At 66.0% G+C, this 20135-nt stretch carries 21 protein-coding genes and 1 tRNA gene; 13 read left to right on the forward strand and 9 right to left on the reverse strand.

The genetic code is table 11. The features are described 5' to 3' along the window. Window positions 1-382 precede the first annotated feature (382 nt). The 3 genes from QE360_RS05500 to QE360_RS05510 all read left to right on the forward strand — a co-directional run bounded on the left by QE360_RS05500 (window position 383) and on the right by QE360_RS05510 (window position 2457). Entirely contained in the window at window positions 383-598 is a 216-nt protein-coding gene (locus QE360_RS05500; protein WP_309699885.1) for a hypothetical protein, read from the forward strand. Between the two features lie 396 nt (window positions 599-994). Then, window positions 995-1588: a recombinase family protein gene (locus QE360_RS05505; RefSeq protein WP_309699883.1), complete on the forward strand. Its 594-nt coding sequence runs from the start codon at window positions 995-997 to the stop codon at window positions 1586-1588. 593 nt (window positions 1589-2181) lie between these two features. Next, complete coding sequence (locus tag QE360_RS05510) at window positions 2182-2457, forward strand: hypothetical protein (RefSeq protein ID WP_309699906.1); 276 nt, start codon at window positions 2182-2184, stop codon at window positions 2455-2457. A gap of 493 nt (window positions 2458-2950) precedes the next feature. On the opposite strand, the gene QE360_RS05515 is transcribed toward QE360_RS05510, so the two are convergent. Then, window positions 2951-3024, reverse strand: a tRNA-Gln gene (locus tag QE360_RS05515). A 160-nt stretch (window positions 3025-3184) separates the two neighbouring features. Between QE360_RS05515 and QE360_RS05520 the strand changes: the two genes are divergently transcribed. The 3 genes from QE360_RS05520 to QE360_RS05530 all read left to right on the forward strand — a co-directional run bounded on the left by QE360_RS05520 (window position 3185) and on the right by QE360_RS05530 (window position 5356). Next, window positions 3185-4228, forward strand: coding sequence for a Ppx/GppA phosphatase family protein (locus QE360_RS05520; RefSeq protein ID WP_307101956.1), 1044 nt, complete (start codon window positions 3185-3187; stop codon window positions 4226-4228). After that, a complete protein-coding gene (locus QE360_RS05525) occupies window positions 4225-4920 on the forward strand; it encodes an RlmE family RNA methyltransferase (RefSeq protein ID WP_307101954.1) in 696 nt (231 codons plus the stop codon). Before QE360_RS05520 ends, QE360_RS05525 begins: the two co-directional genes overlap by 4 nt. 88 nt (window positions 4921-5008) lie before the next feature. Beyond that, complete coding sequence (locus tag QE360_RS05530) at window positions 5009-5356, forward strand: hypothetical protein (protein ID WP_309699908.1); 348 nt, start codon at window positions 5009-5011, stop codon at window positions 5354-5356. 164 nt (window positions 5357-5520) lie between these two features. Here QE360_RS05530 and QE360_RS05535 read toward each other — a convergent pair whose 3' ends face one another. Continuing rightward, entirely contained in the window at window positions 5521-5883 is a 363-nt protein-coding gene (locus tag QE360_RS05535; protein WP_307101952.1) for a response regulator, read from the reverse strand. 36 nt (window positions 5884-5919) lie between these two features. Between QE360_RS05535 and QE360_RS05540 the strand changes: the two genes are divergently transcribed. From QE360_RS05540 to QE360_RS05555, 4 genes are all read left to right on the forward strand, one after another. Then, window positions 5920-6207, forward strand: coding sequence for a DUF3572 family protein (locus QE360_RS05540; protein WP_307101950.1), 288 nt, complete (start codon window positions 5920-5922; stop codon window positions 6205-6207). Then, complete coding sequence (locus QE360_RS05545; RefSeq protein ID WP_309699910.1) at window positions 6204-6830, forward strand: HAD family hydrolase; 627 nt, start codon at window positions 6204-6206, stop codon at window positions 6828-6830. Before QE360_RS05540 ends, QE360_RS05545 begins: the two co-directional genes overlap by 4 nt. 45 nt (window positions 6831-6875) lie before the next feature. Then, the gene (locus tag QE360_RS05550; RefSeq protein WP_309699911.1) at window positions 6876-7340 is read left to right on the forward strand and encodes a RidA family protein; all 465 of its coding nucleotides are present in this window, start codon (window positions 6876-6878) and stop codon (window positions 7338-7340) included. A gap of 206 nt (window positions 7341-7546) precedes the next feature. Beyond that, window positions 7547-8677 (forward strand): GNAT family N-acetyltransferase, encoded by a 1131-nt coding sequence (locus tag QE360_RS05555; RefSeq protein ID WP_309699913.1) that lies wholly within the window; start codon window positions 7547-7549, stop codon window positions 8675-8677. Between the two features lie 3 nt (window positions 8678-8680). On the opposite strand, the gene QE360_RS05560 is transcribed toward QE360_RS05555, so the two are convergent. Beyond that, window positions 8681-10345 (reverse strand): hypothetical protein, encoded by a 1665-nt coding sequence (locus QE360_RS05560; protein ID WP_309699914.1) that lies wholly within the window; start codon window positions 10343-10345, stop codon window positions 8681-8683. 381 nt (window positions 10346-10726) lie between these two features. Between QE360_RS05560 and QE360_RS05565 the strand changes: the two genes are divergently transcribed. Further along, window positions 10727-11986 (forward strand): PQQ-binding-like beta-propeller repeat protein, encoded by a 1260-nt coding sequence (locus tag QE360_RS05565; protein WP_309699916.1) that lies wholly within the window; start codon window positions 10727-10729, stop codon window positions 11984-11986. A gap of 87 nt (window positions 11987-12073) precedes the next feature. Here QE360_RS05565 and QE360_RS05570 read toward each other — a convergent pair whose 3' ends face one another. After that, window positions 12074-13294, reverse strand: a complete 1221-nt coding sequence (locus QE360_RS05570; RefSeq protein ID WP_309699918.1) for an argininosuccinate synthase — start codon at window positions 13292-13294, stop codon at window positions 12074-12076. 160 nt (window positions 13295-13454) lie between these two features. On the opposite strand from QE360_RS05570, the gene QE360_RS05575 reads away from it, so the two are divergent. After that, window positions 13455-13832 (forward strand): EF-hand domain-containing protein, encoded by a 378-nt coding sequence (locus QE360_RS05575; RefSeq protein WP_309699919.1) that lies wholly within the window; start codon window positions 13455-13457, stop codon window positions 13830-13832. Window positions 13833-14115: 283 nt separating this feature from the next. On the opposite strand, the gene QE360_RS05580 is transcribed toward QE360_RS05575, so the two are convergent. From QE360_RS05580 to QE360_RS05595, 4 genes are all read right to left on the reverse strand, one after another. After that, the gene (locus QE360_RS05580) at window positions 14116-15483 is read right to left on the reverse strand and encodes an ammonium transporter (RefSeq protein WP_309699921.1); all 1368 of its coding nucleotides are present in this window, start codon (window positions 15481-15483) and stop codon (window positions 14116-14118) included. Window positions 15484-15499: 16 nt separating this feature from the next. Further along, complete coding sequence (locus tag QE360_RS05585; protein ID WP_042488306.1) at window positions 15500-15838, reverse strand: P-II family nitrogen regulator; 339 nt, start codon at window positions 15836-15838, stop codon at window positions 15500-15502. A 265-nt stretch (window positions 15839-16103) separates the two neighbouring features. Further along, window positions 16104-17534 (reverse strand): metalloprotease TldD, encoded by a 1431-nt coding sequence (tldD, locus tag QE360_RS05590; protein ID WP_309699923.1) that lies wholly within the window; start codon window positions 17532-17534, stop codon window positions 16104-16106. Window positions 17535-17817: 283 nt separating this feature from the next. Next, window positions 17818-18051, reverse strand: coding sequence for a zinc-finger domain-containing protein (locus QE360_RS05595; RefSeq protein ID WP_307104697.1), 234 nt, complete (start codon window positions 18049-18051; stop codon window positions 17818-17820). A gap of 88 nt (window positions 18052-18139) precedes the next feature. On the opposite strand from QE360_RS05595, the gene QE360_RS05600 reads away from it, so the two are divergent. Continuing rightward, window positions 18140-19072, forward strand: coding sequence for an ABC transporter ATP-binding protein (locus QE360_RS05600; protein WP_307101930.1), 933 nt, complete (start codon window positions 18140-18142; stop codon window positions 19070-19072). A 251-nt stretch (window positions 19073-19323) separates the two neighbouring features. Here the strand turns inward: QE360_RS05600 and QE360_RS05605 are convergent, their stop codons facing one another. Beyond that, window positions 19324-20070, reverse strand: coding sequence for an energy transducer TonB (locus QE360_RS05605; protein ID WP_309699927.1), 747 nt, complete (start codon window positions 20068-20070; stop codon window positions 19324-19326). Between the last annotated feature and the right edge of the window lie 65 nt (window positions 20071-20135).

The raw sequence follows: 20135 nt of genomic DNA on the forward strand, positions 1-20135 counted from the left end.
GATGTTTACATCGATAGGCGGCGCTTGTGCGATCGCGAACAATAACGTCTGAACAGCGCCGCGCTCGGCAGCGCGCTATCCGTTGGGGTTAGTTCGATCCGAATTCGAGAGTAGACGCAGGAACATAGACCAACGCTATAAAACCGGCTGCGATAGGCGCGGAGCGCCTGGAGCGTGCCGCTCCAGTCACCTTCATCGTCACAACATCATCTTGTCCGCAGCCATTCCGCAACCCTCCCCGAATTGCCATCTGTCAGACCCATGCTTTTCTGCCGATCCTGCGCGCTCACTCTGCCTGTTCCGAAATCGAATGGTTGGGGAACAGCAGATGGTGACGGTTCGATGATGAACGTTAGGATGTGCTCAGACAGAGGGGATCAATATGAGCGAGATCGAGGGCAAGATTGCCGTCAAGCGGAAGTCTGTCGGACTGCGCTTTAAGAAGGTGAAATCCACAGCACGGCTCGGCGGGGTTCAAAAGACGATTGAGAGCCTGATGGGCCTTCCTGCTGGAAGCGTTCGTTTCGTCACGCCGAAGGGTAAAAAGGTCCGATCTGACGCACGGGTCAGTAAACTCCGGTCGCATTGGGGAGAATGATGCCGACTTGGACCGGATGGCCCCCACGCAGCAGTTTGCACGTATACTCGCGGGGAAGAAAATTATTCCCCGTCACCCATGCGCGGGGAATCGATCTAGCGGACACCATTATTCAAATGGATTGGCCCCACAGCCAGCGCACCGTTGAACTTGCACTTACTACCGAGAGCGCGAAGTGGGACCGGTGGGACGAGAACGCGCTCTCTTTAATGGAAGACAACATTCGTCATGACCTCGGCCATGATGGCTATGGTGTCGTAATTACGCGATTGTCGGGTATGGGCAGACCTTGCACCGCCGAGATGCGGTGGAGGTTGGTTGTTAGGCCCAAGTAAAACAATGCCAAACCCTTCAGAATGAACTGAAATATTCCATAAGCTCTGGTATAATCCTGCTATGAGCAAGCGGGTCGCGATCTATACGAGGGTGAGCACGGACCAGCAGACGGTCGAGAACCAGCTTCGTGAACTTGACGGTGTTGCCGAACGCATGGGCTGGACCATTGTTGAGCGGCTAGCAGATGAGGGCATCTCGGGAGCCAAGGGTCGGGAAAAGCGTCCCGCCTACGACCGTCTTATGACGATGGTGGCGAGGAAAGAGATCGACCTTATCGCGTGCTGGTCCGTCGACCGGTTAGGCCGCAGCCTTCAGCATCTCGTGACCTTCCTTGGCGAGATCAACAGCCGGGGCGTCGACCTCTACCTTCATACGCAGGGGCTCGACACCTCGACCCCGGCAGGCCGGGCGATGTTCAGCATGCTCAGCGTCTTCTCGGAATTCGAGCGTGCCATCCTCCGCGACCGCATCATGGCGGGCCTCGCCCGATCTACGAAAAAGGCGGGTCGACCCTCGCTAGACGCTTATATCGAGCAGCGCGCCCGCAAGCTCCTCAACGCCGGGACCAGTATCAACGCGACGGCGAGGGCTTTGAAGATTGGGGTCGCCACCGTTCATCGCATCAAAACGAGGATGACGGTGCAGGCTGCTTGATCCGCCAGCGTGCACCCACGGTCAACATCACCCGAGACGGTCAAGGCCGTCCGTCGATATGGAGATCGAGCGTGCAGCCTATCCGGATATCAGTCCGTGCCGCACCTTCGGCCATCGCTTGGCATATTCCGACTATTCAAGCGGGAGTCCCTATGGCCGAGGTGAGCGCCAACCGTTCCACCTTCTGCTTCCCCCATGCTGACCCACGCGACCCTGATCCAGCGCTTCGAGCATGGATGACCAAGAACATTCGAGAAGCAATTCGCCGGGACGGTTTGAAACGCTGGATTTTATGGCCCGAGGGCGGTGTTACCTCATTCGTCGGGCCAGACCTTGCTACCCACCATCGAACTGCACCGCCCAAACATCATGGAGATGAGCATGCCTGACAACGCTCCCTCAACACCTGTGGCGTGCGCCGATGCTACGAATGATCTCGTGACGGTGAATGCCGATGGTTCGGGGCCTCTTCTGGCACTCGAACCGCCCCTCATTGTAAAAGCAGGAGGAAACTCCCCGGTCGAGGTGGAGGCCACCCGCTCGCCCCCGCTCACTCCTCTTCTGGGCACCACTTTCCAACATTGGTGGAAAATGTGAGGCGGCTGTCGAAAGACAGCCGCCGACACGTGTTTGTCCCGATGCTTTGGCACAACGCGCGGAATCATCGCGCCGTCTTTTTCGATCCCGGCCACCACGACGATGCCGCCGAGGCTTTGCTTGCCGATATTCGCCCCTTGGGGACGATTATCTCGGAGGAAGCGCCGTCGAACGGCAGCCCCCTGCCGCCATCACGCATCCCGACGATACGCGACGGCACCCACGCCGGGCGTACGAACGGATTTGCGAAGGCCACCCCGGCAAATGGCTGACGACGGGAAGAGCACGGCATCGTCCAAAATTCGCGCGCGACCCGATTCGATGGCGGGGTAGAAAGATTCGCCACGAAACAGGCCGAGACGGCCGACATGCTCGCCTAGGGCCGATCGGCATTCAGCGATGCCTTTCTTTCCCTCGCCCCTCGCAGAGGGGAGAGGGTTGCGCAGACTTGGTCTTTGCGAAAGCAAAGGCCTAGTCGGAGCTGGGTGAGGGGTGCATGCGAGCAGCGCGCGAGCCTTTGGGCTCGCTCGCCCCCTCACCCAAGCTGCGCTAGCCAGCAGGCTGGCAAGCTTCGCTAACCCTCCCCCCTGTCCAGGGGAGAGGAGAAGCAATTCTGAATGTCGATCCGACCTAAGTCATCATCCACAGCCGCGCGGAGCCGACGGCAGGCGACGCCGATCATCAGCGTGACATTTTATGGCAGGGGATATGGGGCGGGCGGCTTGCCCGGCCTGCGGATCAGATCGCCTGATCCCGGCAAATGTCTGGATGCCCCGTGAGGATTCGAACCTCAATTAACGGAGTCAGAGTCCGTGGTCTTACCTTTAGACGACGGGGCACCGAACAGGGGCGTGCCTCTAGGCGGGCTGGCGGGGCTTGTCAACAGGCTTTGATGCGGTGCGTCTTGTCGCACGGGCACCGACCCGCTACCTTGGGGACCAAGCACCGGCGGACGCTCATGTCCGTGACGGATAGAACAGAATAAAGCGAGATACGGCGATGGGGGATCAACCCACCCGACGGCCGTACCGGCAGGCCAAGCCCCCTGCCCGTCCGGCACCGCCCCGGCCCCAGCGTGGCCGGTGGTCCGATGCGCAGGCTTATGCCGCGCTCGACCTTGGCACCAACAATTGTCGGCTGCTGATCGCGCGGCCGCAGGGCGGCGGCTTTGCCGTGGTCGACGCCTTTTCGCGCATCGTCCGGCTGGGCGAGGGGCTGGCGACCACCGGCCGCCTGTCCGACGCCGCGATCGACCGCACCATCGCGGCGCTGCGCGTCTGCGCCGACAAGCTGCGGCGCCGCAACGTCACCCTGTCGCGCGCGGTCGCGACCGAGGCCTGCCGGCGGGCGGCCAACGGCCCCGCCTTCATCGCGCGCGCGCTGGCGGAGACGGGCATCCATCTGGACATCATCTCGGCCGAGGAAGAGGCGCGGCTCGCCGTTCTCGGCTGTCACGCGCTGATCGAGCCGGGCGAGGACCCCGCTCTGGTCTTCGACATCGGCGGCGGTTCGACCGAACTGGTGCTGGTCGACACGCGCGGCCCCAGCCCCCGCATCCTCGACTGGCATTCGGCCCCCTGGGGCGTCGTGTCGCTCACCGAAAGCGCGGGCGGCGGCGAGGGCGAGGCGGGGCGGCTGGCGGCCTATGCGCGGATGCGCCAGATCGTCGCGGACAGCTTTGCCGGTTTCGCCGCACGCCTGCCGCGCGACCTGAAGCGGCCCCGGCTGCTGGGCACCAGCGGCACGGTGACGACGCTGGGGAGCGTCCATCTGGGGCTCAGCCAATATGACCGCGCCGCGGTCGACGGGCTGATCGTGCCGACGGCGGCGATGCGCGAGATCAGTACCAGCCTGTCGCGCAAGAGCCTGGCCGCGCGCGGCAAGGTCGCGTGCATCGGCCCCGAGCGCGCCGACCTGGTGGTCGCGGGCTGCGCCATCCTCGAGACGATATTGGACCTCTGGCCCGCCGAGCGGCTAGGGATCGCCGACCGTGGAATCCGCGAGGGGATTTTGCGGCGTTTGATGGGAATCACCAGACCGTGAGCAGAGGAAATTCGGGGCTGCACCAGCGCGTGCGCACCGCCCGGAACCGCACCGCGCAATCGACCCGCTGGCTGGAGCGCCAGCTGAACGACCCCTATGTCCGCCGTGCCAAGGCGGAGGGGTATCGCAGCCGCGCGGCCTATAAGCTGATCGAGCTGGACGAGCGGTTCGGCTTCCTGCGCGGCAAGAAGCGGATCATCGACCTCGGCATCGCGCCGGGCGGCTGGAGCCAGGTGGTGCGACGCAAGGTGCCGAACGCCAGCGTGGTCGGTATCGACCTGTTGCCCGTCGACCCGATCGACGGCGTCACCATCTTCGAGATGGACTTCATGGACGATGCGGCCCCCGACAGGCTGATGGAGGCGCTGGGCGGCGCGCCCGACCTCGTCATGTCGGACATGGCGGCCAACACGGTCGGCCATCCGCAGACCGACGCGCTGCGCACCATGGCGCTGGTCGAGACGGCGTTCGCCTTTGCCTGCGACGTGCTGTCGCCCGGCGGGGTGTTCGTGTCGAAGGTCTTCGCGGGCGGCGCCGATTCGCAGCTGGTCGCCGAGATGAAGCGCCACTTCGCCACCGTGAAGCACGCCAAGCCGCCGTCGAGCCGCAAGGGATCGGTGGAATGGTTCGTCGTGGCGCAGGGGTTCAAGGGGCGCAAGGCCGCGCCGGTCGGGGACGATTCGGAGGATTGAGCCCGGAGCGTCGGGGGGCGCTTTCGCCTTCGCCCAATAGCGGACGTCGGCAATAGGCGATAAGGCGGTGACGAGGGAGCGAGCCGCCATGTTTCGTGCGCTGATCAACTGGATGGATCGGGACTGGGCGAGTCGAAGATACAATCCGGTATTCGCGTTTGCGCAGCGGCTTGTTTGGGGTGTGCCGGTCTTCTTGAGTCTAGCGGCGATCAGCGCACTTGAGGTTTTGGGCTTCTCGCGTGACGGTCCGGTTGCCCTCGGCGTTTTTGCGCTTGGTGGGGCGGCAATGTTCGCCATGATGCTCGTATCTCTTTACCGCTGGGCGGTCGGTTACAGCAGTTCCCAGTTCCAAGAGCAGGCAGCGGCGGAGCGTCGGAAGCGAGTGGCTGGGCGGCAGGCGTTCTTCCGTCGGTGGTTCAAGCCACATGACAGCTAGCCACCCAAAATAGACATCTTGCTCGCCCCTTTCTCCGTTCAGCCTGAGCGAAGTCGAAGGCCACGGGATGACGCTCGCGGCAGGGGTTCGGGGCGTGCACTTCGACTTCGCTCCGTGCGGACGGAGGGTGGGGAGCGGGGCGAACAGAGGTGGGCCCCCCCCCCTCACAGCAACGCGTTCACCGCCTCCATGAATCGCATCAGGCTGATCGGTTTGGAGACATAGGAATCCGCCCCCGCCGCGCGGATCCGGTCCTCGTCCTCGCGGCCCGCATAGGCGGTGACCGCCATCACCGGGATGCGGCGCAGTTCCTCGTCCGCCTTCAGCTCCAGGATCAGCTCATAGCCGGTCACATGCGGCATCTGGATGTCCATGATGATCAGGTCGGGTTCGACCTCGCGCGCGCGCGCGACCGCCTCGCGCCCGTCGCGGACCGGCTCCGCGATGAAGCCGTGCGCGCGCAGGAGGTCGCAGAAGAGTTTGAGGTTGAGTTCGTTGTCCTCGACAACGAGCACCTTTCTTGTCACGCCCGTTCCACCATTGACCATGAGTGACGATAGGCAATGCCCGGACCGGATACAATCGAACCCGCACGCATCGAGACGGCCGGGGCGCTGGCGTTGCAGGCGCTCGTCTGGACGCTGCAAAGCCAGAGCCGCGCCGAACGGCTGCTGGCGCTGACCGGCCTGTCGGTCGAGGAACTGCGCGGCGGGGCGGGCGAGCCCGGCGTGCTGGCCGCCATCCTGTCCTTTCTGGAGGGGCATGAGGCCGACCTGATCGAATGCGCCGATTCGCTGGGCGTGCGTCCCGAGGCACTGGTCGCCGCGCGGCGGACGCTGGAGGCCGCATGAAGCCGCTGCTGATCTGCGACTGCGACGAGGTGCTGGTCCATATGGTGCGGCACTTTCGCGACTGGCTGGACGAAGCGCACGACATGGAGTTCGCGCTGGACCGGCACGACTTTTTCGGATCGCTGTCCCGGCGCGGCGGCGGCCCCGCCCCTACCCATGACGAGGCCTGGGAGCTGCTGCACGGCTTCTTTCCCGGCCAGATGGAGCGCCAGACCCTGGTGCCCCACGCCGCCGAGGCGCTGGCCGCGCTGGCGAAACAGGCCGACATCGTCATCCTGACCAATCTGGTCGAGGAATGCCGCCAGCCCCGGATCGAGCAGCTGGCGCGATTCGGCATCACCCACCGCGTCCAGTGCAATTCGGGCCCCAAGGGCGTGCCGGTGGCGAGGCTCGTCGCCGAGCATGGCCATCCCGTCACCGTCTTCGTCGACGATCTGGCGCAACACCATGCCTCGGTTGCGGAGCATGCGCCGCAGGTCCACCGGCTGCACATGGTGTCAGAGCCGGAAATGGCGCCGCATGTCCCGCCCGCGCCCGCCGCGCATGCCCGGATCGACGACTGGCGGCGCGCCGAGACCTGGATCGCCGCGCGATTCGCCGAGGGGCGCCCCGCGCCGGGCTGACGGGATACTTGACCGGCGGGGGCGCACCGCGCCATGTCTCGCGCCATGACCACCCATATCGATCGCGCGCTCGAGCAGCTCGGCCTCACCCTGCCGGAGGCCGCCGCCCCCGTCGCCGCCTATGTCCCCGTCGTCGAGGCGGGCGGGCTCCTCCATATCTCGGGCCAGCTGCCCTTCATCGACGGCCAGCTCGTCACCGGGCGGCTGGGCGAGGGCGTCTCGCTGGAAGACGGGCAGAAGGCGGCGCAGGCGTGCGGCCTGATGCTGGTGGCGCAGATCAAGAAATATCTGGGCGGCGACCTTGCCCGCGTGAAGCGGATCGTGAAGCTGGGCGTGTTCGTCAATTCGGCGGGCGACTTCACCGACCAGCCCAAGGTCGCCAATGGCGCGTCGGAGCTGATGGTGTCGCTGTTCGGCGAGGCGGGCCGCCATGCGCGCTCGGCCGTCGGCGTGCCGGTCCTACCGCTGGGCGCGGCGGTCGAGGTGGACGCGATCGTGGCGCTGGCCTGATCCTTTCGGGCGGGGTCGCCTGTGGCCCCCGCCCTCCCCCATCCCCTCCCGCCTGCGGGAGGGGAGCGGCCAGAGGTTAGCGAGGAATCCTATAACTCGCCCCATCGCACGCCCCTCCCGCAAGCGGGAGGGGATGGGGGAGGGAAAGCCACAAGCGAACCGCCAGCCCTTGTCCCGCCCCGCCCCAAACCGCATATCCCACCGCGATGACCACCGCCGTCGCGCGTATCCTCTCCGGCGTCGCCGCCCTGTCCCCCGACCAGTGGGACGCCTGTGCGGGCACCGCCAATCCCTTTGTCAGCCACGCCTTCCTGAGCGCGCTCGAAACCTCGCACAGCGTCGGCGGCCGATCGGGATGGACCCCCGCGCCCATCGTGATCGACGGCCCAGACGGACAGCCCGCCGCGATCGCGCCTGCCTATCTGAAGGCGCATAGCCAGGGCGAATATGTCTTCGACCATGGCTGGGCCGATGCGTGGGAGCGCGCCGGGGGACGCTATTACCCCAAGCTCCAGATCGCCGCGCCCTTCTCGCCCGTGCCCGGCCCTCGCCTGCTGCTGCGCGACCCGGCGCTTGCGCCCGCGCTGATCGCCGCAATCGAGGCGGTGACCGACCAGAACGCACTGTCCTCGGCGCATGCCAGTTTCGTCGCGCCCGACCAGGTGCCGCATTTCGAGGCGGCGGGCTGGCTGATCCGCGAGGGCGTGCAGTTCCACTGGCGCAATGACGGCTATGCCACGTTCGACGATTTCCTGGATGCGCTGGCCAGCCGGAAGCGCAAGGCGATCCGCAAGGAGCGCGCCGCCGCCGTCGCGGGGCTGACCATCCGCCACCTGACCGGCGCCGACATCCGGCCGGAGCATTGGGACGCCTTCTGGACCTTCTATCAGGATACGGGCAGCCGCAAATGGGGCCAGCCCTATCTGACCCGCGCCGCCTTCGACCGGATCGGCGAGCGGCTGGGCGGCAAGGTGCTGCTGATCCTCGCGATGCGCGAGGGGCAACCGATCGCGGGGGCGCTGAACCTGATCGGCGCGGACACGCTCTATGGCCGCTATTGGGGCGCGACCGAGGAGGTGCCCTTCCTCCATTTCGAGCTATGCTATTATCAGGCGATCGACGCCGCCATCGCGCGCGGGCTGTCGACCGTGGAGGCGGGTGCGCAGGGCGAGCACAAGCTGGCGCGCGGCTATGCCCCGGTGCCGACCTACTCGGCGCATTACATCCCCCACCCCGCCTTTCGCCGCGCCGTCGCCGAGTTCGTGACCCGCGAGCGCGAGGCGATGGCGGCGGAGAGCGAATATCTGGGCGAGCTGACCCCGTTCCGCCGGGGCTAGCCCCTATCGGTCGTCCTGATCGGCGGTTGCCTTGCGCCGGGCGGGGACGCGCTTTTCCTCTTCGGGCGAAGGACGGCTGAGCAGCTCATAGGCCGCCGGATCGATGATCGGACGGCGATCGTCGATCCGGTACAGCACGTCGCGTCCCGACCGCCAGATCGGCGTCAGCCCGCGGGTCAGCCGCTCGTCATAGCGCGGTGGATGGACCAGCCAGACATAGTCGAACGCATCGCGCGGCAGCAACTTGAGCGCGGTGTCGATCGGCCGCCACCATTGCCCGCGACAGCGGCGCGCGGTCACGATCTCGGACGGGTCGTGCGCGAAACGCTTGGCGGGGGCATAGCGCACGGTCAGCAGCTGGCCGCCCGCCATCGACCATTGGTCGTTGGCATAGGCCAGCTTGCGCTCCAGCGCGAGGCCCGCGACATGCTCCAGCCGGCTCGACGGCCAGACATCGGCGCAATATTGACGGCCCACAAAGGTCAGCAGCCGCGCGCGCGGCGGGACATGATCGAGCGCGGTCAGCACCCGGTCGTAATCGTTGCTGTACATCACATAGCTGACCGTGGTGGCGCCGATCCGCACGACGAAGAACACCAGCCCGATCACCGCCAGCGTCGACGCGCCGCGCAGCGACAGCCCGCGCCGGGGCCTCAGCGCGATCAGCGCGATCGCCAGGACATAGGGCGCCAGCCGCATATCGGCATAGGCCGAACCGAACACGATGCGCGGCAACAGCAGATAGACGACCGCCAGGAACGCCGCCGTCAGCACCAGATTGCGCGAATATTCCACCCGCTCGTCGCGCACGCCCTTGAGCAGCACGAGGAACAGCACCGTGACCGAGGCCAGGTCGAACGCCATCCAGCGATCACGCAGGACCATCGTCACCCAGTTGATCTTCCACCGCCAGTTGAACCAGTCGGTGGTCTGCCCGGTGACATGCTCGCCAGAACGCCACAGCACCATCAGCACCATCGGCAGCGCGAGCGGGATACAGCCGATCCCGGCATGGATGGCGGATTCGATCCACCCCTTCACCCCATGCGCGCCCCTGGCACGGCGGATGTCGTGCTGGCGGATCAGCTCGGCGGAGAAGGCCAGCACGCCCAGCACGCCCCAGCCGAAGGTGTGCGCCACCCAGAGCAGGCAGGACAGCGGCACGAAGACGATGCCGCGCAACCGCACCGCGCCCAGCCGCCCCATGCGCAGCCACAGCGCGAACAGGTTCAGCGCCAGCGCCATCGCCAGCGCGAAGTTCACGAACCCGAACTGGAAGGGATAGCTATAGGCCAGCGGCAGCGCGAACAGCGCGGTGGCGGGAATCCGCCCCTGCACCTCGCGCGCGATCCAGAGCAGGCCGGTGACGGTCAGCACGGGGATGGCGATGACGATCAGCTTGACCGCCAGCTCCAGCCCGAAGATCGGCGCCAGCGGCTCGATCAGCAGGTCGATGCCCAGATTGCCGATCATCTGCCATTCGAAATGATACCAGTTGGCCAGCCAGGGCTGCGCGGCATAATCGAGCTGGACCCGGTAACGGCCCATATGGCCCGGCAGGTCGACCAGCGGCGGCACCGTCGGCCAGAGCAGCGGCACGGCCGCGAGCAGCGCCATCGCCGCCACGAACCACCGCGTCTGCCACCAGTTGAGCTTTCCCCCATTCATGCCATCCGGCCTAGCGGATCGAAGGGGGCGAGGACAAGCATCCCCCTTGCTGCGGTGCGGCGAGTTGTTGAAATCAGAAAGGGCTCTCGTCAGACGGGAACGGGTGATCGTTTCGCCGCCATTGAACTTGCTCGGCGGGCTGGCGCGAAAATCACGATATGGGAAAATGTCGATGCGCTTTCGCGCAAGGCATGAACCAATCGCGATACGCTTGCCGCCAGTCTTCTTTTCATATTACGAACTTCTCATCGGCAATCTATTACAGATACCGGGGTGGGGGACATCATGAAGCGATCGACTTGGTCGACAATTGCATTTTTGCTTTTTCTAGGGGCCTGCGGCGGTGAGGGCGGCGGATCTGGGGGGACCGGGAATGTCGTCGTGACGCCAACGCCGACGCCGGCTCCGACGCCAACACCCACACCAACGCCCATCGCCACGCCGACGCCAACACCGGCTCCCTTCATCCTGCCGACGCCGACCCCGCTCGCAGACGACGGCAACTGGTCGACGCTGCAACGCGACCCCGGACACACCGGCTATGTCCCGGCCAGCTTTGCGACAGCGAGCTTTGCCGATGCGTGGACCATTGGTACGCCCAATCCTCCCAGCACGGTCGCGGCGCGCGCGGGCACCATATTCTACAATGTCGTGCGCGGGGACGGCCACATCTACACCCAGGCGGTATCGAGCGCGAACGGCGCGTCCGTCTGGGGCTTCGATCTGGGCGCGGCCAGCCTGGGGCGGGGACGGCGCCCCTATGGCCCATCCTATTCCAACAACATGGTCGCGTCGATCACGCCGAATACGACGTCCACGGCATCCCCGATGCAGGTCATCAACGCATCCACGGGCGGGTATGTCAGCACGCCGACCTATGACGCACAGTTCAGCGACGGCAGCGTGCCGACCCCCGTCGGCAACGAACTGTTCTATGCGGCGGGATATTATGGCAATGTCGTCTATGACGCCAACGCTCCGACCGGCGACCGGCTCTGGCGGACCGAGGCCGTCGGTCAATATGGCGGTTACGTCATGCAGGGCGAAAGCGTCGCCGTCGACCAGAGCTATGTCTATTATTTCAAGGCCGGCTCGCTGGTAGTAATGACAAGAGCCGGGGCGGTGGTGAGATCCATCCAGAACCCGTTCTTCTCGAAAAACGGCATCAGCTATTCGGGTGAATATGTCGGCGCACCGATGCTGGACGCCAATGGCCATGTCTTTACCTACACGGATAATTATTCAGACGGAAATTCGCTGCCGATCGCGGCTTTCTCCTTCGCCAGCGAAAAGGCACTTTGGCGGACGGGCTATAGCTATACCGGCCAGCCCGCCGTTCGAGGAAGCCGCCTCTATGCCATTCGCTCGGCGAGCACGATCGTCGACCTGATCGATACGTCGACCGGATTGCTGGCGGGATCGATCGATGTCGGCGGGACCGAGAATCTGGCAGGCAATGTCGTAATCTCGGACAGCCATATGTTCGTCGCCGGCACCTCGACCACCTATGCGGTCGACCTGACAAAGGCAGGCTATCCGGTCGTCTGGAAGACCGGGTTCGCCGGACCGCTGACCGTGACGCCGGACGGCTATCTGATCATCGCCACCACCAGCAGCCTGCACGGCGTGAAACTGAAATAGGCTTCGCTCCACCTGCGGCGAGGCCCCATGAAAAAGGGCGGACGGGTTGCCCCGTCCGCCCTTTCGGCATTCAGCTCCGACTCAGGGTCAGTCGCGGTCGCGGCGGCCCAGCAGGCGCAGGCGCAGCGCGTTGAGCTTGATGAAGCCCGCCGCGTCGCGCTGGTCATAGGCGCCCTGATCGTCCTCGAAGGTCACGACCTTCTCCGAATACAGGCTGTAGGGCGACTTGCGCCCCGTCACGATCGCCTGGCCCTTGTACAGCTTCAGGCGGACGGTGCCGGTCACCTTCTCCTGGCTGTAGTTGACGGCGGCCTGGAGCATCTCGCGCTCGGGCGAGAACCAGAAGCCATTATAGACCAGCTCGGCATAGCGCGGCGCCAGTTCGTCCTTCAGATGCGCGGCGCCCCGGTCGAGCGTGATCTGCTCGATGCCGCGATGCGCCAACGCATAGATGGTGCCGCCCGGCGTCTCGTACATGCCGCGGCTCTTCATGCCGACGAAGCGGTTCTCGACCAGGTCGAGGCGGCCGATGCCGTGCTTGCGGCCCAGCTCGTTCAGCTTGGTCAGCAGGGTCGCGGGCGAACACGCCTCGCCGTTCAGCGCGACGCCGTCGCCACGCTCGAAATCGATGGTGATCGTCTCGGGGACGTCGGGCGCGTCCTCCGGATTGACGGTGCGCGAATAGACGTAATCGGGGACCTCATCCCACGGGTCCTCCAGCACCTTGCCCTCGGACGAGGTGTGCAGCAGGTTCGCGTCGGTCGAGAAGGGCGCCTCGCCGCGCTTGTCCTTCGACACCGGGATCTGGTGCGCCTCGGCGAATTCGATCAGCTTGGTGCGGCTGGTCAGGTCCCATTCGCGCCACGGTGCGATGACCTTGATGTCGGGGTTCAGCGCATAATAGCCCAGCTCGAAGCGGACCTGGTCGTTGCCCTTGCCGGTCGCGCCGTGGCTGACCGCGTCGGCGTTGACCATCTTGGCGATCTCGATCTGGCGCTTGGCGATCAGCGGCCGCGCGATCGAGGTGCCGAGCAGGTACAGCCCCTCGTAGAGCGCGTTGGCGCGCATCATCGGGAACACGTAATCCTTGACGAACTCCTCGCGCAGATCGTCGATGAAGATATGCTCGGGCTTCACGCCCGCCATCTCCGCCTTCTTGCGCGCGGGCTCCAGCTCCTCGCCCTGGCCCAGATCGGCGGTGAAGGTCACGACCTCGCAGCCATAATGCTGCTGCAGCCACTTGAGGATGACGCTGGTGTCGAGGCCGCCCGAATAGGCGAGGACGACGCGCTTGATATCTTCGCTCACGGCAAAGTCCTTCGAGGATAGGAGATGGATTTGCCCCGGCCCCTATGCGCTGTGGCGGCCTCACGCAACCTTCGGTTGGGCCCGTTCCCCCGCTTGTTCATTGCGGCGACAGCCAAAGCCGGTCAGGAGCGGCCATGATGTTCCGTTCAGGAGTTCCCGCATGACCCGTTTCCTCGTCACCGGCCTGATCGCCGCGACCCTTGCCGTGCCCGCCCTGGCGCAGGACACCCGCGCGTCCGCCGCCGCGAAATTCTCGCGCGAGTTCAAGGCGCGCGATACCAATCACGACGGCGCGCTGACCAAGGCCGAGGTCAAGGCCGCGATCATGAAGATGGGCAACGGCCAGAAGAAGATCGACGACGTCCATGCTGGACGCCTCGCCGAACTGTGGTTCGGCAAGGCCGATGCCAACAAGGACGGCAAGGTGACCGAGGCGGAGGCGCAGGCGCTGCTGTCGCGCACCTTCGATGAATATGAGGCGGCCAAGGCGACGCGGGCGCAGCAGGCGGGGCCGGCGGCGGGGCCGAAGGGGCGGTAAGGGTCGCCCCTTCCCCCTCTATCTCCCCAGCCCCACCTCCGTTCAGCCTGAGCGAAGTCGAAGGCCACGCCCCGCCCCGGCCGCGAGCGTCACCCCGTGCACTTCGACTTCGCTCAGTGCGAACGGAGGATGATACGATCCCGTTACGTCCCGGCAGAGGCGGGAGCAGCGCCCCCTCGTCCCCGCCAACACAAAAAAAGGCCCGGTGCGTTGCCGCACCGGGCTTAGGTCGTCCGCAGGAGGAACGTCGTGGGGTGCGGGGGTCTGTCGCCCCCGCTCCCGATCAGTTGTAGGCGCGCTCGCCGTGCTCGCCGAGGTCGAGGCCTTCCTGCTCGACTTCCTTCGAGACGCGCAGGCCGGTGACCGCCTTGGCGACGTACATGGCGATGACGGTGCCGATGGTGGCCCAGACGATGGTCGTGGCGACCGCGCCGAGCTGGACCAGCAGCTTCGAGCTCATGACGTAATCCGCCGCACCCGGACCGCCCAGCGAGGGGGCGTAGACCACGGCCGTGCCGATCGCGCCGATCATGCCGCCGATGCCGTGCACGCCGAAGGCGTCGAGCGCATCGTCATAGCCGAGCTTGGGCTTCAGGACCGACACCGCGTAGAAGCAGACCACGCTGGCGATGGCGCCCAGCACGATCGCGCCGAACGGGCCCGAATTGCCCGCCGCCGGGGTCACCGCGACCAGACCGGCGACGATACCCGAGCAGAAGCCCAGCGCCGAACCCTTATGCCCCGCCAGACGCTCGGCGAGCATCCAGAACAGGCCGCCCGACGCCGTCGCGACGAAGGTGTTGATCATCGCCAGACCCGCCGAGCCATTGGCCTCCAGCGCGGAGCCCGCGTTGAACCCGAACCAACCGACCCACAGCAGGCCGGTGCCCACGCCGGTCAGCGTCAGCGAGTGCGGGGGCATCGGGGTCGTCGGATAGCCCATGCGCTTGCCCAGGATCAGCGAGGCGACCAGCGCCGAGACGCCGGCGTTGATGTGCACCACCGTGCCGCCCGCGAAGTCGAGCGCGCCCGCCTTGAAGAACAGGCCCGACGATGCCCACACCATGTGCGCGATCGGGAAATAGACGATGGTCAGCCACACGGCGGTGAACGCCATGACCGCCGAGAACTTCATCCGCTCGACGACCGAGCCCAGCACCAGCGCGGCGGTGATCGCGGCGAAGGTCATCTGGAAGCAGATGAAGACATATTCGGGGATTTCGACGCCCGCGGTGAAAGTCGCCGCCTGGCTGGCGGGCGTGACGCCCTTCAGGAACGCCTTGCCCAGCCCGGAGATGAAGTTGGACGCGCCCCCCGACACGTCCGGCCCGAAGGCCAGGCTATAGCCGTACATCACCCAGATCAGCATCGCGAGGCAGGCGGCCGCGCCGATCTGCGTCATGGTGGACAGCATGTTCTTCGCGCGGGTCAGACCGCCATAGAACAGCGCCAGGCCCGGCAGGATCATCATCATGACCAGCACGGTCGAGGTGAGCATCCAGGCGGTGTCGCCCTTGTTCACGGTCGCGGCCGGCGCGGCGGCGGCGGGCGACTGGAGCGCGGCGGCATCCTGGGCCCAGGCGGGCAGCGCGACGAACAGCGTCAGGCCGAGGCCCGCCGCGCCGGTCGCCAATTTGGTGACATGCTTCATCGAAATCCCCCCTTGCTCAGAGTGCCGATTCGTCGGTTTCGCCGGTGCGGATGCGCACGGCCTGGCCGACATCGAGCATGAAGATCTTGCCGTCGCCGATCGCGCCGGTGTTGGCGGCGGCCTGGATCGATTCGACGACGCGGTCGGCGATCTCGGACGCGCAGACGACCTCGATCTTGATCTTGGGCACCATGTTGGTGCTGTATTCGGCCCCGCGATAGATTTCGGTCTGGCCCTTCTGCCGCCCGAAACCCTTCACCTCGGTCACCGTCATGCCCGCCACGCCCAAAGTGGTGAGCGCCTCGCGCACCTCGTCGAGCTTGAACGGCTTGATGATAGCGATGATCAGCTTCACCTGCGCCCCCTTTGCGTTTCCCGCCGACAAGCGTTGCAAAGGGTGTGCCAGTTACGTTTTCGTGACTTTTGCGCGCTATGATGATGCGGCGCGATCCGTTTGGCCTGCCGGGCGGCATCAATTTTTAGGCATTGGTAAGGATATGCCCAAATTTTGGGCAGCTCTTCCTCACCTGCAAGGGGAGGGGGGACCCGCTATCGAGAGGGTGACCCCCCTCCGTCAGGCCTATGGCCTGCCACCTCCCCTTTTAGGGGAGGAATATAGGCTACGCCGCCAGCGCGGTTCCGCCGACGGTCAGCCCTTCGACCAGCAGGCTCGGCTGGCCGACGCCCGCAGGCACGCTCTGCCCGCCCTTGCCGCAGACCCCCACGCCTTCGTCCAGCGCGAAGTCGTTGCCGATGCCCTTCACCTTGGTCAGCACGCTCGGCCCGTCGCCGATCAGCGTCGCGCCCTTGATAGGCGCGCCCAGGCGGCCATTCTCGATCCGATACGCCTCGGTGCAGGAAAAGACGAACTTGCCCGACACGATATCGACCTGCCCGCCGCCGAAGGACTTGGCGAAAATGCCGTTCTTCACCCGCGACAGCAGCTCGGCCGGGTCGTCCTGCCCGCCCTTCATGAAGGTGTTGGTCATGCGCGGCATCGGCGCATGGGCAAAGCTCTCGCGGCGGCCATTGCCGGTCGGCGCGACGCCCATCAGCCGCGCGTTGAGCCGGTCCTGCATGTAACCCTTCAGGATGCCGTCCTCGATCAGAACGACCTCACGCGTCGGCGTGCCCTCGTCATCGATCGACAGCGACCCGCGCCGGTCGGCCAGGCTGCCGTCATCGACCACGGTGACGCCGGACGCCGCGACCCGCTCGCCGATCCGCCCCGAAAAGGCCGAGGTGCCCTTGCGGTTGAAGTCGCCCTCCAGCCCGTGCCCGATCGCCTCGTGCAGCAGCACGCCCGGCCAGCCCGGCCCGAGCAGCACGGTCATCTCGCCCGCCGGAGCGGCGACCGAGTCCAGATTGACCAGCGCCTGGGTCAGTGCGACGTCGATGCCGCGCTCCCACGTCTCACGCGCGACCAGACGGTCGTACAGATAGCGGCCGCCAATCCCGAAGCTGCCCGTCTCGCGCCGCCCATTCTGTTCGACCACGACCGAGATGTTAAGCCGCACCAGCGGCCGGACATCGGTTGCGACGAAGCCGTCGGCACGCACGATCTCGACCACGCTCCAGCTGCCCGACAGGCCGACCGACACCTGCACGACGCGCGGGTCGCGCGCGCGGGCGGCGGCGTCGATCGTCTGGCAGAGCGACACCTTCTCGGCAAAGGGGATCAGGTCGAGCGGATCGGTCGCGGTATAGAGGTGCCGGTTGGTCCCCTGCGGCGGCGGGGCGGCGGCGCCCTTGGCGGGGTCGATCAGCGCCATGGTCTGCGCGGCGCGCCGGATCGCGGCCTCGGACAGCTCATTGGCATGGGCGAAGGCGGTCATCTCGCCCGACGCCGCGCGCAGGCCGAAGCCCGAATGCGTGTCGTAGCTGGCCGTCTTCAACCGCCCGTCATCGAATCCGAAGGCTTCGGACCGCTTATATTGGAGGTACAGCTCGCCATCGTCGGCGCGGGACAGGGCGTTGGCGGTGAGGCGCAACGCCGCCTCGGGGTCCAGCGTGTCGCGGTAGAGGAACGAGCGGGGATCGGTGACGGTCATCACGAGGATATAGGACGCCCCGCCGAGGTTTGAAATCTCCCGTCGGCGGGATTCCAACCTTGTTAAGCCCCGGCCGCATGCCGCAGCTCTCTCTTAAGCCCCTCCCGCAAGCGAGTTTCAGGTCGGTCATGCCCCCGGCATGACCTAAACGATGCGGGGCATCGTTTACCTGAAACTGGTTTGGGGAGGGCAATGAGTCTCACCGAAACCTACGCTCGCGGCTTTTCTCTCCCCCATCCCCTCCCGCTTGCGGGAGGGGCGTGAGTCTCATTCGTGTTGGGGTTTAGCGCCCGGCGCCGTCGCCATGATCCGGCAGCGCCGCCTGGTCCGCGCCATCCGCCGGGCCACCGATCAGCACGAAGCGGCGATCGCAATAGCCGCAATCGACATAGCCGGTCTCGTCGATCTGCAGCCACACGCGCGGATGACCGAGCGCAGCGCCGCCGGGAATGTCGGTGGCACCGTCGCAAGCGACGCGGGTCTGGGTGACGCGGGTGGTTTCGGGCGGCGGCAACATAGGCTCGCGCGATAGCAAGGCATGGAGCCCCGTGCAATTCCCGAAAACCGGCTTGGCCTGTCCGCCCCACACGCCTATCTCGGGCGCCATGACCGCCAGCACCGAAGCCGCCATCTCGATCCAGGGCATCGCCAAGACCTATCAGGGCGGCAAGCGCGCGCTCGACGGGGTCAGTTTCGACGTGCCGAGGGGGCAGATCTTCGGGCTGCTGGGGCCGAACGGTGCGGGCAAGTCGACGCTGATCAACATCCTGGCGGGTCTCGTCATGAAGACCGAAGGATCGGCGTCGATCTGGGGTTTCGACATCGACCGGCATCCGCGCAACGCCAAGGCGTCGATCGGCATCGTCAACCAGGAAATCCTGTTCGATCCCTTCTTCACGCCGCTGGAGACGCTGGAGATCCAGGGCGGGCTGTACGGCGTGCCCAAGGGCCAGCGGCGCTCGATGGAATTGCTGCGCGCGGTTCATCTGGAGGACAAGGCCAACGCCTATTCGCGCACCCTGTCGGGTGGCATGAAGCGCCGCCTGATGGTCGCCAAGGCGATGGTGCATTCGCCGCCCGTCCTCGTCCTCGATGAACCGACGGCGGGCGTCGATATCGAGCTTCGCCAGCAGCTCTGGGCCTATGTCCGCCAGTTGAACGAGCAGGGCGTGACGGTGGTGCTGACCACCCATTATCTCGAAGAGGCCGAGGAGCTGTGCGACCGGATCGCGATCATCAACCATGGTCGCCTGGTTGCCAATGAGCCGACCCGCGAACTGGTCGGCAAGGCGCAGGAAAAGATCGTCGCGGTGACGGTGGACCGCGATGTCGCGGCGGTGCCCGACCATGCCAGCTTCGGCAAGATCGTGCTGAAGGGCAGCCGCACGCTGGAGATCACCTATGCCAAGGACAAGGTGAATGCGGGCCAGGTCCTGGCGGCGGTGCAGGCGGACGGATACGGGATCGTCGACGTCTCGACCAAGGAAGCCGATCTGGAAGACGTGTTCCTGTCGTTGACGCGGAGTGTTGGGGCTTGAGGGATTCGCTTGGCCTTCGACTTCGCTCAGGCTGAACGGGGTTCTGGGGAGAAATTTTGGGTTCGCGCGGAGGCGCAGAGGACGCGGAGCTGTACCACTCCACTCATTCTACAGTCCGCCCCAACAGGCCATGATAGGTAAGGGATGCGCTATCCGCGCACCGAACATCTCCGCGTCCTCCGCGCCTCTGCGCGAACCGAAATATCCCGACCTCCGTTCAGGCTGAGCGAAGTCGAAGCCCACGTCCCGCCTCACCGCTCCGCAGGCAAACGCTCCAACACCCAATCCTGATTCACCACGATGATCGACCGCACCGGCCGCCCATCGGCATCGCGGGACGGGTCGTAACGGTATCGCTGCTCGATCAGCCGGCAAGTCGTCTCGTCCAGTGCGGCATTACCGCTGCTCCTGGTCACCACGCACCCGCTGACCCGGCCATCGACATTGACGAAATAGCGGACCTGCACCGTGCCGCTGGCACCCGCATCGGCGGCGGCCTCGGGATAGTCCGAATCCTTGATCCGCCCCTTGATCCGGCGCGGCGGGGTTTCCTCGCCATAGCCGTCTCCATCCCCCGACCCGCCGCTGCCCGTACCATTGCCGATGCCGCCCGCCCCGGTGCCGGGGCCGGGCTTGTCGGAGGCGCCCTGGCTCGGGTCCGCGCCCGTGCCCGCGACCGGCGCCGCGATGACGGGCGACACCGGGGGCAGCACGACCAGCGGCGGCGGTGCGACGACCGGGGTGGCCTGCGACCGGATATTGGGAGGCGCGGCGGCACCGCGCGGCCGGTGGCTCTCGATCCTTTTGGGCTGGACCGGCGGCGGGGGCGGCGGCTTGGGCGGCGTGACGTCGAAACTGTCGAGCGCCGGTGAAACCAGGGGCTGGACCGGCGTGAAGCCCAGCCCCAGGACCAATGCATAGCCCAGGCCGCCCACGATCACCCCCGTGGGGATCGCCGCGCGCAGACGGTCGCGCCAATCGGATCGGACCAACGCCATGACGGGCAAGTGGGAAGGCGCGCGCACCAAGGCAAGGCGTTACCCCCTGTCCCCCGCCCCGCGTC

Source organism: Sphingomonas sp. SORGH_AS_0789, assembly GCF_031453055.1.
Lineage (GTDB): Bacteria > Pseudomonadota > Alphaproteobacteria > Sphingomonadales > Sphingomonadaceae > Sphingomonas.

Coding starts and splice junctions, on each gene's coding strand:
- QE360_RS05500 (WP_309699885.1), top strand. CDS start 383: ATGAGCGAGATCGAGGGCAAGATTGCCGTCAAGCGGAAGTCTGTCGGA.
- QE360_RS05505 (WP_309699883.1), top strand. CDS start 995: ATGAGCAAGCGGGTCGCGATCTATACGAGGGTGAGCACGGACCAGCAG.
- QE360_RS05520 (WP_307101956.1), top strand. CDS start 3,185: ATGGGGGATCAACCCACCCGACGGCCGTACCGGCAGGCCAAGCCCCCT.
- QE360_RS05530 (WP_309699908.1), top strand. CDS start 5,009: ATGTTTCGTGCGCTGATCAACTGGATGGATCGGGACTGGGCGAGTCGA.
- QE360_RS05540 (WP_307101950.1), top strand. CDS start 5,920: ATGCCCGGACCGGATACAATCGAACCCGCACGCATCGAGACGGCCGGG.
- QE360_RS05545 (WP_309699910.1), top strand. CDS start 6,204: ATGAAGCCGCTGCTGATCTGCGACTGCGACGAGGTGCTGGTCCATATG.
- QE360_RS05550 (WP_309699911.1), top strand. CDS start 6,876: ATGACCACCCATATCGATCGCGCGCTCGAGCAGCTCGGCCTCACCCTG.
- QE360_RS05555 (WP_309699913.1), top strand. CDS start 7,547: ATGACCACCGCCGTCGCGCGTATCCTCTCCGGCGTCGCCGCCCTGTCC.
- QE360_RS05560 (WP_309699914.1), bottom strand. CDS start 10,345: ATGAATGGGGGAAAGCTCAACTGGTGGCAGACGCGGTGGTTCGTGGCG.
- QE360_RS05575 (WP_309699919.1), top strand. CDS start 13,455: ATGACCCGTTTCCTCGTCACCGGCCTGATCGCCGCGACCCTTGCCGTG.
- QE360_RS05580 (WP_309699921.1), bottom strand. CDS start 15,483: ATGAAGCATGTCACCAAATTGGCGACCGGCGCGGCGGGCCTCGGCCTG.
- tldD (WP_309699923.1), bottom strand. CDS start 17,534: ATGACCGTCACCGATCCCCGCTCGTTCCTCTACCGCGACACGCTGGAC.
- QE360_RS05595 (WP_307104697.1), bottom strand. CDS start 18,051: ATGTTGCCGCCGCCCGAAACCACCCGCGTCACCCAGACCCGCGTCGCT.
- QE360_RS05600 (WP_307101930.1), top strand. CDS start 18,140: ATGACCGCCAGCACCGAAGCCGCCATCTCGATCCAGGGCATCGCCAAG.
- QE360_RS05605 (WP_309699927.1), bottom strand. CDS start 20,070: ATGGCGTTGGTCCGATCCGATTGGCGCGACCGTCTGCGCGCGGCGATC.